The sequence below is a fragment of the Streptomyces sp. NPDC058231 genome, from assembly GCF_042882275.1.
Taxonomy (GTDB): Bacteria; Actinomycetota; Actinomycetes; order Streptomycetales; family Streptomycetaceae; genus Streptomyces.
In genome coordinates this window covers 12,890-25,465 of record NZ_JBHVWN010000031.1, presented here as the reverse complement: position 1 = coordinate 25,465, position 12,576 = coordinate 12,890, and the positions used below count along the sequence as shown (strand labels likewise).

At 68.6% G+C, this 12,576-nt stretch carries 10 protein-coding genes and 1 pseudogene; 4 read left to right on the top strand and 7 right to left on the bottom strand.

Annotated features, from left to right (window positions below):
* Nucleotides 1-52 precede the first annotated feature (52 nt).
* Together ACFVXE_RS21100 and ACFVXE_RS21095 are read left to right on the top strand one after the other, a co-directional pair.
* Nucleotides 53-925 carry an IclR family transcriptional regulator gene (locus ACFVXE_RS21100; RefSeq protein WP_389673018.1) on the top strand — a complete coding sequence of 291 codons (873 nt, stop codon included), beginning with the start codon at nt 53-55 and terminating at the stop codon, nt 923-925.
* 32 nt (nt 926-957) lie between these two features.
* Nucleotides 958-2,028 carry a serine hydrolase domain-containing protein gene (locus tag ACFVXE_RS21095; protein ID WP_389673120.1) on the top strand — a complete coding sequence of 357 codons (1,071 nt, stop codon included), beginning with the start codon at nt 958-960 and terminating at the stop codon, nt 2,026-2,028.
* Between the two features lie 93 nt (nt 2,029-2,121).
* Here ACFVXE_RS21095 and rph read toward each other — a convergent pair whose 3' ends face one another.
* The 6 genes from rph to ACFVXE_RS21065 all read right to left on the bottom strand — a co-directional run bounded on the left by rph (nt 2,122) and on the right by ACFVXE_RS21065 (nt 8,942).
* Complete coding sequence (rph, locus tag ACFVXE_RS21090) at nt 2,122-4,719, bottom strand: rifamycin-inactivating phosphotransferase (protein ID WP_389673016.1); 2,598 nt, start codon at nt 4,717-4,719, stop codon at nt 2,122-2,124.
* A 52-nt stretch (nt 4,720-4,771) separates the two neighbouring features.
* Entirely contained in the window at nt 4,772-6,238 is a 1,467-nt protein-coding gene (locus tag ACFVXE_RS21085) for a hypothetical protein (protein ID WP_389673015.1), read from the bottom strand.
* Nucleotides 6,239-6,492: 254 nt separating this feature from the next.
* The gene (locus ACFVXE_RS21080; protein ID WP_389673013.1) at nt 6,493-6,798 is read right to left on the bottom strand and encodes a hypothetical protein; all 306 of its coding nucleotides are present in this window, start codon (nt 6,796-6,798) and stop codon (nt 6,493-6,495) included.
* A 72-nt stretch (nt 6,799-6,870) separates the two neighbouring features.
* Nucleotides 6,871-7,365, bottom strand: coding sequence for a nucleotidyltransferase domain-containing protein (locus ACFVXE_RS21075; protein ID WP_389673011.1), 495 nt, complete (start codon nt 7,363-7,365; stop codon nt 6,871-6,873).
* 290 nt (nt 7,366-7,655) lie between these two features.
* The gene (locus tag ACFVXE_RS21070; RefSeq protein ID WP_389673009.1) at nt 7,656-8,291 is read right to left on the bottom strand and encodes a maleylpyruvate isomerase N-terminal domain-containing protein; all 636 of its coding nucleotides are present in this window, start codon (nt 8,289-8,291) and stop codon (nt 7,656-7,658) included.
* A gap of 198 nt (nt 8,292-8,489) precedes the next feature.
* Nucleotides 8,490-8,942 (bottom strand): MarR family winged helix-turn-helix transcriptional regulator, encoded by a 453-nt coding sequence (locus ACFVXE_RS21065; protein WP_389673008.1) that lies wholly within the window; start codon nt 8,940-8,942, stop codon nt 8,490-8,492.
* A gap of 179 nt (nt 8,943-9,121) precedes the next feature.
* On the opposite strand from ACFVXE_RS21065, the gene ACFVXE_RS21060 reads away from it, so the two are divergent.
* Nucleotides 9,122-10,582, top strand: coding sequence for an MFS transporter (locus ACFVXE_RS21060; protein ID WP_389673006.1), 1,461 nt, complete (start codon nt 9,122-9,124; stop codon nt 10,580-10,582).
* A gap of 237 nt (nt 10,583-10,819) precedes the next feature.
* Here ACFVXE_RS21060 and ACFVXE_RS21055 read toward each other — a convergent pair.
* Nucleotides 10,820-10,995 (bottom strand): annotated as a pseudogene (locus ACFVXE_RS21055) (IS30 family transposase); the annotation flags it as partial.
* A gap of 341 nt (nt 10,996-11,336) precedes the next feature.
* Here ACFVXE_RS21055 and ACFVXE_RS21050 point away from each other — a divergent pair.
* Nucleotides 11,337-12,305 carry an NADP-dependent oxidoreductase gene (locus ACFVXE_RS21050; RefSeq protein WP_389673004.1) on the top strand — a complete coding sequence of 323 codons (969 nt, stop codon included), beginning with the start codon at nt 11,337-11,339 and terminating at the stop codon, nt 12,303-12,305.
* The last annotated feature ends 271 nt before the right edge of the window (nt 12,306-12,576 follow it).

Here is a 12,576-nt window from a genome sequence, read left to right as displayed (position 1 = left end):
AACAACACACCCGTTCCGACAGATGGAATGCAGTGGGGGTAAGCTAAGCGACATGGGGAAACCGGTCAATAGCCGTTCGAAGGAGCAGCCGCCCACGGGCCAGGCTGGCGAACACTCCGTCATGGGCCCGGTGGACAAGGCGATGGAGGTCCTGTCCGCACTGGTCGAGACGGGTGCACCGCATCGCCTGGCGGACCTGGCCCGCCGTACGGGGCTCACCAAACCCACCGTGCACCGGTTGCTGCGCAGCCTGGCGAACTCCGGCTTCGCCGAGCCCGCGGAAGGGGGCAGTTACCGGGCGGGTCCCCGGCTGCTGGGCCTCGCTGCCGCCGCGCTCGACTGCGGCCCCGGGATGCGGCTGATCCGGCCGGTGCTGGCGGATCTGCGCACCCGCACCGGACTGCTCGCGCACTACGCCGTACGGGACGGGGACGCCGCGGTCTGTCTGGAGGTGTCCGAACCGGCCCGGGAGTACGCGCTCGAACTGCGTCCGGGATCAAGGGCTCCCCTGCTCGCCTCGGCACCCGGCCTCGCGATGCTGGCTGCTCTGCCGGCCTCCGAGACCGAGCTGGCCCTCGCGGCCGAGGAGGCCAGCGGCCATCCGTTGCCGGTGCCCGCCGGTACGCTGCGGGCCGCGATCGCCGCGGCCGCGGAGCGTGGATACGCACTCGACGACCAGTACGAGCAGCAGGACCGGCGCGCAATCGCCTCGGCGGTACGGGACGAGGAGGGGCGGATCGTGGGGGCGGTCGCGCTCACCGGGCTGGTCTTCACCCTGGACGAGGCAGGCGTCGACCTGTACGGCCCGATGGTCCGGGCGGCGGCACGTTCGGTCTCCGCGGGGCCGGGTTCCGGTGGGCGCGCCAGGCTGGCGGTGGCACGCGAGGACACACAGTCCGGCGGCCGGCGGTGGAGTGACCGGTGAACACAGCGGGTGGTCCGGAAGTGGAGCAGGCGATGGTGGAGCGGGGAACGGTGCAGGCGTCGGGTCGTGCGCACGCGCCGGGCGAGAAGAAGCGTGTCGAGGTGCTGGCCGAAGGGCGGGCGCGGCAGCTCTACTCGGGTGCCGCGTGGTCGGTGGGCTCCGCGCAGGGCCCCGCGGACCGGGGGTGGCTGGGCACCCGGAGCTGGGGCGGGGCGGAGCTGGACGGCACGGACCTGTGGGATCTCGCCTCCGTCACCAAGCCGGTCGTGGGCCTGGTCGTCATGGCGCTCGCGGACGGCGGCGCGCTGTCGCCGGCCGACACGGTGGGCGCTCATCTCCCCCGCTTCCGGGACACCGACAAGGCGCCACTGACCGTTGCCGACCTGCTCACCCACACCTCGGGCCTGCCGGGACAGGTCCCGATGTACCGCAGCCACCCCACTCGCGAGTCACTGCTCTCCGCCCTCGGGACGCTGCCGCTGCGGTCCGCTCCCGGTCAACGGGTCGAGTACTCCTCGCAGGGCTTCATGCTGCTCGGCCTGATCGCGGAACACGCCGCCGGACAGGGGCTGGACGCACTGGTGGCAGAGCTGGTGTGCCGTCCGCTGGGCCTGGAGGACACCGGCTTCGCTCCGGCGGCCGCAGATCGGATGCGTGCGGTCGCGACCGAGGAGTGCCCCTGGCGCGGCAGGACGGTCGTGGGCGAGGTGCACGACGAGAACGCCGCCGTGCTCGGCGGGATCGCCGGCCATGCCGGGCTCTTCGCGACACTTGCCGACACTGAACGGCTGGCCATCGCCCTGGCGGGCGGAGCCCGCGAACTACTGCGCCCGGAAACGTTCTCGCTGATGACCGCCCCGCACACGGACGGGCTCAACCTCCGCCGCGGGCTCGCCTGGCAGGGTCAGGACCCGGACGGCTCCCCCGTGGGCCCCTCCTTCGGCCCGGCCTCGTACGGTCACACCGGTTTCACCGGGACGAGCCTCTGGATCGATCCGGACACGGGCCGCTATGCGGTGCTGCTCACCAACCGGGTCCATCCGACGCGGGAGGTCAGCGGTATCGCCGAACTGCGGCGGGAGTTCCACTCCGCGGCGGGCTGAGTGGTGAAAGGCCGACCGGGGGACCTCCCCCGGTCGGCCTTTCACCACCATGTCCTCGTCGAAGCTACGGATGAGGCTTCTCGGTGTGGTCGGTCAGGACAGGATCTCGACGTACCCGTCGGTTCCGTGCACGCGGATCCGCTGCCCGTCGCGGATCAGCCGGGTGGCCTGCTCCACACCCACAACGGCCGGCAAGCCGTACTCCCGGGCAATCACTGCGCCATGGGTCATCAGGCCGCCCACCTCCGTCACCAGGCCCGCGATTCCGACGAACAGCGGCGACCAGCTGGGGTCCGTGAAGGTCGTGACCAGGATGTCGCCCGCTTCGAGATCGGCCTCCGCCATGTCGAGGATGACGCGGGCCCTTCCCTCGACGGTCCCGGCGGAAACCGGTAGGCCGCTCAGGGCGCCGGCCGGCACGTCGTCGCGCCGGTACGCCCCGGTGACGGCCTCACCATCCGATGTGAGCACCCGGGGCGGTGTGAGCGCGTGGTACGACCGGAACGCGTCCTTGCGCTGCTGGATGAGCTGGCCGTCCACCCGGTTCGAGCGTACGACGTCGTGGAGTTCCTGGAACGTGAGGTAGAAGATGTCCTCCTTCTCAGGAAGCACGTCGGCCCGCACGAGGCGCTCGGCCTCCTCCAGCAGGGCCTGTTTGTAGACGAAGTAGCGGGTGACGATGCCGTATTTCGGGTACTCCCGGTACCCGATGAACGTTCTCACCCGGTCGATCATCCGCTTGGTCTCGTCGGCTTTCCGGTCCCCGTCCGGCAGGGCCCGCAACCGTGACAGCACGTCCTGTTCCTTCTCCTGCGCCTTCTTCCGCCCTTGTTCGAAGCGCCGCTCGGCGGCGCCCGGCTCGAAGATCCTGACGTTGTCGAGGATCACGGGCACGAGCGTGGTGGGGCGCTCGCGCCAACGTGGCCTCGTGATGTCGATCTCGCCGACGCAGCGCATGCCGTACCGGTCGAGGTAGGCCTCCATGGCGTCGCGCGCTTCGGTCCCGCCCGCGAGCTTCGCCAGCTCGTCCAGGAAGTCCTCGTCCTCGACGCCCTGCAGGAACGCCACCACCTCCGGATGCGGGCGGATCACGTCCGCGACGTCGAGCAGCGCCAGTCCCATCTCCGACGTGATGTTGTCGGGGGCGGACAGCGTGAGCGTGTCAGCCGCGTTCTTCTCGCCCAGCCACTCCTGCAGCTTGTCGTTGAGCCACCACGTGGCCTCCATCCCCGCCATGATCGCCTGAATGTTCAGCGGCTCGCCGAGGACTCGCTTGTGCTCCTCGAAGGCCTCCAGCAGGAAGTCGAACAGCGCCGGTCCGGTCTTCGTCCGGATGGCGCGCTCCAGGGCGGCGATGGACACCTGGCTGCGTTCGATCAGCTCGGTGACGATGGCCGGATCGGTCGCGACCGGGGCGGACGCACCCCTGGCCGGCGGCCCGCCGGGACCTGCGTCCGGGAGCGACGGGACGAAATCGCCGCGGTCGAGAACGGTCTCCAGAGCGTCCCTGATCAGTGGGTCACCCTTCCCCATGGCGTCCAGGAGGCCGGCGCGGCTCGCGGGCGAGGCCAGGCGTCGGGTGACGTCGACGAACAGCCTCCCGCCGGCCTCGTGCATCGGCACCATGGCCGTCAGTCGCCACATGGAGAGCCCCAGAGGCTTCATGGGGTCGGTCATCATCTGTCCGTGACCGACGGAGACGTAGACGTGATTCTCCTGGTCGCCGGTGTCGGGGATGGGGAAGAGCGTCGTGATCGGCCGGCTCTGAACGATCTGGAAGCCGTCATCGACCAGGCACCATTCGATGTCCTGGGGGCCGCCGAAGTGCGCCTCGATCTGCCGCCCGAGCTGCACGAGCTTCACGACCTGCGCATCCGTCAGCGCCGGCTGCTCCTGCCGCTGCGAGTCGATCGCCACTTCCTGCGTACCGCCGGCCCGCAGGGCGAGAACGGCGCGCTGTTTGGCGGCGATCGCCTTGGCGACGACTTCGCCGTGTCGCACCTTGAAGACGTCCGGGTTCACCAGGCCGGAGACCAGGGCCTCGCCGAGGCCGAAGCCGGCGTCCACGGTGGCGACCTTCCGGTTGCCCGTGACGGGGTCGGCGGTGAAGAGGATGCCGGCCGCATGCGGGAAGACCATCTGTTGCACGACCACGGCCATGTGGACCGTACGGTGGTCGATGCCGTTCCGCCGGCGGTAGGTCACGGCCCGCTCGGTGAACAGCGAGGCCCAGCACCGGCTGATGTGCCGGAGGACCGCCGTCGGCCCCACGACGTTCAGGTACGTGTCCTGCTGGCCGGCGAAGGAGGCCGTCGGCAGATCCTCCGCGGTCGCGCTGGATCGGACGGCGTAGGCGGCCTGCTCGCCGAACCGGGCGAGCGCGTGGGTGATCGCCGCAGCGAGATCGCCCGGGATGGCAATCTCTTCGATGGTCCGACGAATCTGCGCGCTGAGCGTGCGGATAGCCTCCCGGTCGTCCGGGTCGAGGCGCGACAACTGATCGAGCCGATCGTCGATCGACGGCGCTTCAGCCATGATCCGCCGGAAGGCGTCCGTCGTCACGCAGAAGCCACCCGGCACGCGGATGCCTTCGATCCGCGACAGCCCGCCCAGGTGCGCGCCCTTGCCACCGAAGACCGCGACCTGCGTCTCGTCGACCTCTTGAAGTCCCGACACGTACTGCTCAGTCACTGCGATACCTCCGAGGCAGCCGTGCTCCATCGCACTGCGGTGGCCGATCGAATCACCGGCGCCTCCCACTCTGTCGAGCCGGCCCCCGACCCCGGTTGCCTTCCCTCCGACGAGACGACCGGCCGCTCCGCCCGGTCGGACGGCGCACACCCCCGCAACTGCGCTGCCGGTCCCACCGCTGGTTCGACGTCACCGCGTCCCCCGTACCCCGACAACAACACACGCACGTCGTGCTCCCATTTCCGCAGAATGTGGCATAGGCCGACGATTCTGCGCCATGACCCGGTCCTTGCGGCAAGCCCCCCAGTGCGCTATAAGTTGAGAGCGGCAAGGAGAGAGCTCTCCTTGCCTTTACTTTTTTTCCGTCCGATGGAACCGACGAGGTTCTCGCGGAGCGGTGGCGCGCCGCGTACGGGGTACCCGTCGTCGGCCCAGGCGGATGTCCCATCGGCCTACGGATGCAGCCGCGGAACCAGAAGTTGTTTCCCTTGTCGGCAAGGCCCGGGCGTCGAGCGCGCCGCCATCTCCTATTTCGGCGGAGGCTGGTCCTCGGCGGCGATGCCAGAGTCTCGGAGAGTCGGTCGACACCGAAGCCGCTGATCAGAAGGCGTTCCTTGCGATTGCCGGTGAGGAGTTGGCTCCAGTCGACGAACCCGCCGTCGGCGACTTCCAGACAGCGATCTTCGACGCGGATATAGATCTTGAAGCAAACGCCCGTGTAGTAGCCGCGTCCGGTCGTCCGATCCCGGTCCTCGACGACTTCAACGCCTGATTGCGCGGCGAAGTCCTCACACATCCGATCGGTGATCGGACGGCTCGCTTCCTCCAGGCAGGTGAGCCGGATCTGTGTGTGCTGTGCCCCCGCAGCGGCCAACGCCCTGGTCGCGAACCGCAGGTGCTCGGCCAACTGCTCATGCTCGAAGGACCGGTTGCCGGCATCCCGGCCGGCGGTCACCAGACCGAAGATCTGGAAGTGGGCGAGCATCCCGGGGCGGTTGAAGTGCTGTGCGCGAGTGACACGCTGACTGGCCGCCAGGCGGACCGGCACGTCGGAACGAGGATCGGCGGCCAGGGCCAGGGAACGGCGTAGGGACGCTTCCAGGGCCAAGGCGTTGGTCGGGTCGGCGGCGACCTCGCTGCCGCGAACCGTTGCGATCACCTTGCGCGGATCGACGGTCGCGACGGCCGAATGAGCTGCCAGAGGCAGAACGGGGGCAAGCACGAGCATCTCGAAGTCATCGGGCAGTACGGATATCAACGCGTCTTCGGCGCGGCGGAGCGCGGTGAAGCCGGTCGGCGCCGGCGCTACGAAACGATCGCTGCGGTAGCGCCTCATCACCTCCGCCGGCGAGTGCCGGTTCGCTCGGCGCCGGAACACCTCGAGCAGCAGCGTGGTCAGATCTCCGCCGGACATGCCATGGGTCAGCGTGTCCAGCAGCTCCGCGCCGCCGGGCCGTCCCAGGATTCGTCGTAGTGCCGGGTTGTCCGGGATTTCCCGATTGAGATCGTCATGCCTCATGAGTAGGGAGTATCGTCGGACGGCCTCCGCCTGGACCAGGGATTTTCTGGTACGCGGACGGTGTAGCTGCCGCGGGCCCGGGGCCTTCGGAGCAGAGTCCACCCACCGCCTCCGCCTCGCGCGGTCATCGTCGACCGCCTCACCTTCGGCGGCAACATGTATCAAGTCCGGCACCGACTCCTTCCGCCTCGCCATCGCCCGTACCCGCGCCGAACAGCAAGCCATCGGCCGGTCCACTGCCGCACCACTCGACGCTACCGGGCTTTGGTGTTCCCGAGTTCGACTGCCACCGCGGCCATTTCGCGCAGGCGCTCGTGGTACTCGATCGCGCCGTCCTCATCCTCGATCGACGGCAGGACCTTCTCGACGGCCGCGAGGCGGATGAGCAGGATTCTGTGGCGCTTCGCATCAAGAGGCCCTGAGAGCGACGAGAGGACACAGCCGGCCATGTCCGCGTCGAGCAACACCATGTCTTCGCCATCGATCTCCCGACCGCGCATGTGTGGTGGGAATGGCTCGCGCATGTGCTCTTCCCACAGCCGTGAGAGCAGGTCACCCATGCATCCGGTATCCATCGGACCGACCTCCCGATGCAGGGACCGGATCGCCGATCGAACCCACCGGTCGACTTCTCAGAAGTGAGTGGCGATCCCGAACGCCTCGCGGAGCCGCGCCATGTCGTGACGATCGCGATCGGTCGGCTCATAACCCTGGTGGAAGTAGTTCTGCTGTTCCGCTGACAGGCAGGGAACCGTCATGCCACCGATCCGGCCGGTCACGAAGCACGGAGCGGGATAGAGAAATGGGTGCTCCGCATCGAAAGAAGCCTGCACCGCGGAACCGTCGGATGCGAAGGCCAGAGGATGAAGGTCGATCTCTCGTCCGCCCGGGGCCGTGACCACGAACCGTACCGGCCGCCAGTTCAGGCTTTCCGTGAAGCCCGCGTCGTCGAGCACTTCGACAACGCCGGCTTCGTGATCACCGCTGTACATCAGGTCCAGGTCACGGTGCTCACGGGTCTGTTCGCCGATCAGTGCGTCGACGCCCCACCCGCCACCGATCCAGACGGCAAGACCTGCCTGTTGCAGCCGTTCCAGCACGGACAGCACATCATCAGCCGTCATCATCCCGGGCACGTTAGTACACCGCGCCCTGCCCGGGACGGGTGGAGCCGGATCAATCTCCTACGCCGGCAACGAACCATCGCCGGTCCGCCGAGGCGAGTCTCACGTAGGTACTCAAGGACAGAACCGACGGCCTGCTCCTCTCACCGGTCAACGAACAGCCACTCCACGCCTCGTGGAGGGGCGATACGCACGACCTCCAGCTGCGGCGACCGGACAAGCCCGGGCCGTCGACGGCAGCGTGGTACGCCTCCTTGCCGGTCGAACGGGCAAGAGCCGATTGCCGCGAGCGCTCAGAACACGTTGATCGCAGCGGGCGCCCGCTCCACGCGGGTCAATGCCCGCAGCAACGCCGTCTGGCCATGCCGTCGTACCGCAAGCTCGGTCAACAGCCTCAGTACGGGATCGAAAGCAGCACGCGGAAGCTCTGTCGTGGGAAGCCCGACACCGGCCGCCAGGTCGTCCATGTGGACAGCGAGCTCGACCAGCCGCGTCACGAGGAAATCGTCCAGACACAGCGCCCACCCGGTCTGCGGAAGGAACACGACCCGGTCGTCGGGCACTTCACCCAAGCCGGTTCGTTGCTCGTCGAGCGCGGCACCGACACGCGCCCGCAGCGGTTGCACCCCTTCCGATGAGATGCCTTCACCCTTCGCCCGAATTCCGGAGTTGGCCTCCCCGTCGAGCGGGGCACCGATCCACTCGGCACGCTCGTAGTGTTCCACCAACGAGATCGGTTCCTGCTCGGACTCCGGTTCCTGCAGCACCTGATCCACGCTGAAGATCTGGTACATGAGATGGCCGGCCAGGCCACCGACGGTCCACTGCGTCAACGCGCTGGGTCTTCTCCAGGCGGCGGCCGTTTCCGGTGCGTCCAGCAGTGTCACGGCCCGCGCCGCGGTCTCCAAATAGGCGTTCTTCAGACTCACAGGTCCCCCAGGATCCGATGCCCCACCGTACGCCGTCTCACTCAAAGGGGGCAGACGCCGCATCACATGTGACGGCCCTGAAACGATCCGACCAGGCCGACGAACATTTCGCCGAGAGGGCTCGACGCCCGGTCCGGGCAGACCGAGCCGGCCGGCGGCAGTCTCGAACCTTCGAGCAGCACCGCCGACCGGACGCATTCACGGGCGCGGCCAGGGACGTCCACCGAGGCGCTCGATATCGGTGTTGAAGCGCTTGAGGTAGGCGGCGAATCCCGCGATGTCCTGGTCCGACCAGTCGGCCATGACGCGGTCCAGGCCCTCGACGGTCCGTTCGCGTTCCTCGTCCAGGAGACGCGCACCCTTGTCCGTGAGACGGAACTTGCGGGCCATCCCTCCGTCCGGATCGGGGATGCGGTCGACGAGTCCGGAGCGCATCGCCGCGCCGGTCTGCCGGTTGAGCGTGGAGGCGTCGAGACCGAACGCGTCGCTCAGCTCGCCGATGGACATGGGCCCCTGGATCCGGATCCGGCTGAGCAGAATGTAGGCGCTGCGCTCAAGACCGCCCTCGCGCCGGACGCTCTTGTGGTGCACAAGTGCGTGGCGGCTCAGCAGCATCTGCTCGTACTCGACGTCGTGGGTGGGCCTGACCATACGCCTGCCGCCTTCTCCTTCTCACCGGTCCGACGTACGCCGTCCTCGCCGTCGCGGCGCCGTCGCATTCCATTCTCTCATGGAAATATGCACCTTGCACGCAATGTGTGCGATACACGAGACGTGTACGATGCATATCGTCCCTCTCCCTATACGAGCACGAGTACGAGGAGCCCCCTATGGATGCCACCCAGGCATCAAGCCGCTCAGGCGGCGTGGTCGCGACACTGGCCTTCGCAGGCATCACAGCGGCGATCATGCAGACCCTGGTGACGCCGCTCATCGCCGAGCTGCCACAGATCCTGGACACCACCTCGTCGAACGCGGCCTGGGTGATCACCGCCACCCTGCTGGTGGCGGCCGTCTTCGTACCGGTCTCCGGACGCCTGGGCGACCTCCTGGGCAAGCGCCGGATGCTCCTCGCCTGCTCGGTGCCGCTGATCGCGGGCTCGGTGGTGTGCGCCCTGTCCTCCTCCGTCGTCCCCATGATCGTCGGACGCGGTCTGCAGGGGATGGGTATGGGAATGGTGCCGCTGGGCATCGCCCTGCTGCGTGACGTGGTCCCGGCGGAGAAGCTCAGCTCCTCGATCGCCCTGGTCAGCGCATCCATGGGGATCGGCGGTGGCCTCGGTCTGCCGATCGCCTCCGCCGTCGCCCAGTACGCGAACTGGCGTGTGCTGTTCTGGGGTTCGGCTGTCATGGCCGTAGTGGTTGGCACTCTCGTCTGGTTCCTGATCCCCGACGTGCCCGCCAGCGCCAAGGGACAGCGCTTCGATCTGCCCGGCGCGCTCGGCCTCGGCGCCGGTCTGGTCTGCCTGCTGCTCGCGGTCTCCAAGGGCGCCGACTGGGGCTGGGGCTCGGCCACCACCCTCGGTCTGTTCGTCGCCGCCGTCGTCATCCTGCTCGGGTGGGGAGCCTGGGAGCTGCGGACCCGCGACCCTCTGGTCGACCTGCGCACCACCGCCCGCCCGCGGGTGCTGATCACCAACATCGCATCGATCTTTGTCGGCTGCGCCATGTACGCCAGCATGCTGGTCCTGCCGCAGCTGCTGCAGTTCCCCGAGGCCACCGGCTACGGTCTGGGCCAGTCGATGCTCGCCGCCGGCCTGTGGATGGCGCCCGGCGGCATCATGATGATGATCGTCTCCCCGCTCGGGGGGAAGCTCACCGATGCCCGCGGCCCGAAGTTCACGTTGATCTCCGGCGTGCTGGTCATCGCCATCGGCTACGGCCTGGCACTGACCCTGATGGGCACGGCATGGGGCCTGATGCTGGTCGGCATCGTGGTCAACAGCGGTGTGGGTCTCGCCTACGGCGCGATGCCCGCCCTGATCATGAGTTCGGTCCCGCTCTCCGAGACCGCTGCTGCCAACGGCTTCAACACGCTCATGCGCTCGCTCGGCACCTCGATCGGCGCGGCGGTGATCGGGGTGGTTCTCGCACAGATGACCACCACGTTGGGCGGCTACACCTTCGCTTCCGAGGACGGCTTCCGCACCAGTCTCCTCATCGGCTGCGGCGTCGCCCTCGTCGCCGCGGTGGTCGCAGCCACCATCCCGGCAGTCCGCGCTGTCACGGGCGGCGGCGACAAGGCAACCACCGCCGACGCACTCGGTGAGCCGGCGGCGGTCGAAGCCTGAGCGACTCGAGCGAGCCGGGCTGATCGAACCGTGGCACGGCCTGCCTGCCAGGCTCCGCCCCTCCTGCGAGGCCGGTGCATGGCACGTCACCACGCTTCGCCTCCGCATCCCGGATCACGCCGCCGTACCGACCACGACGCGCACGACCGCAACGCGTACCGAGCCGGGCCCGGATCGCGAGCGGCCTCGCCGCCCTGGGCGGTTTCCGAAGATCGTTGCAACAGACGGTTGGTCTGATCAGGCCGCGAGCAGTCGATGCAGGCGCTCGGCCGGGATTTCCCAGCCGAGCGTTCCGCGGGGGCGGTCGTGGAGATCGGCAGCGATTGCGTTCAGGGGGCGCGGGTGTGTACTGCCAGGTCAGTGCCTTCGGGGAAGTACTGCCGCAGCAGGCCGTCGGTGTTCTCGTCGGAGCCGCACGCCCGGGCTGGACCGCCCCGACGAGGGGCTCGGTCACGGGGAGCCTGCCCTGCACGATCCATCTCGTGGAGGCAGTTCTCGTTCTCCGCGCTGTAAGACCGACCGGCAGTGGGAGGCAGCCCTCCCATTGCCGGTCGGGCTGAGCCTCGGCGAAACCGTCGTGGCATCGGGCCTCCTCCTCGCCCGTCGCGGGCCGGCAGGCGAACCCTCGGTAGGCGAGCAGGGCCCGCAATGGAGTCCCTGGCCACTGGTGGGCCGGAGCGGCGGCCACGGCCCAAGGAGTGATCGGGTCGGCACGACCGAGTGAAGGCGGTTCGACAAGGGGAGTCCTCTCCTCATGATCAGTACGATGCATGCCGTCCGCGCCCACCGAAGGGGCGGCCCGGAGCAACTTGTCCACGAGTCGGCCCCACGCCCCGAACCGGCAGACGGTGAGGTGCTCGTTGCGGTGCACGCCGCTTCCATCACCGCCGGTGAACTCGAATGGGATGCCAGCTGGACCGACAGCATTGACGGGACGGGACGGGACCGCACGCCGACCATTCCCTCCCACGAGGTGTCCGGCGTTGTGGCCGAAGTCGGAGCCGGAGTGTCCGATCTCGCTGTCGGTGACGAGATCTACGGACTGATCCCGTTCACCCGAGACGGTGCGGCAGCCGAATACGTTGCCGTTCCCTCGAACGTGCTCGCCGCGAAGCCGACCCGGCTGGACCACGACCGGACGTCAGCTGTACCGCTCGCCGCCCTCACGGCACAGCAGGCGCTCGTCGACCATGCGGCGATGCGAGCGGGACAGCACGTACTGGTCCACGGCGGCGCCGGTGGCGTGGGGACCTTCGCCGTACAGATGGCCGCTGCGCTGGGTGGACGCGTGACGGCCACCGCTTCGGCACGAGACGCGGACTTCGTCACCGCGCTCGGTGCCCAGCGTGTCATCGACTACCGGCAGGAGCGGTTCGAGCAGCTGGTACGGGATGCCGACGTGGTGCTCGACCTGGTCGGAGGTGAGACGCAGAACCGTTCCTGGGCGACTCTGCGCCCAGGCGGAATCCTCGTCAGCATCGTGCAGCCGCCGGACCCTGAAACGGCCGCTGCCCATGACGTCCGCGCGAAGTTCTTCATCGTGGAACCCGACCGGGCCGGCCTTGTGGCCATCGCCGAGCTGATCGACGCCGGCAAACTGGCGCCGGTGGTGGACCGCGTGCTCCCCCTCGCCGAGACCCGCGCCGCCTACGAGGCACTCGCGACCGAGCACCCACGCGGCAAGATCGTCCTCCATGTGGGCAGCAGCGCAAACACCCGGTAGTCCAGCCGCGCTTCGCCATCCGCACGGAGACATTCCATGCGGTTGAGCTGTCAGGCGAGGGCCTCTCGGCATTGCTCGGCAAAGCTCCTCCTCCCGTCGCCGTAGCAGCCCCAGAAGTGGATTTCCTCCGGCCTGCCGTGGGCATCGTGCAGGGCCGCACATCTACCGAACCGCCTTGAACGGCAAGCGATTCGAAGTGCCACTACGTGGGCCCGTGCGGGCTGCTCGGTCCCGGCCACCCGGAGAGCCTCGTCAGGCCGAACAGGCTGCA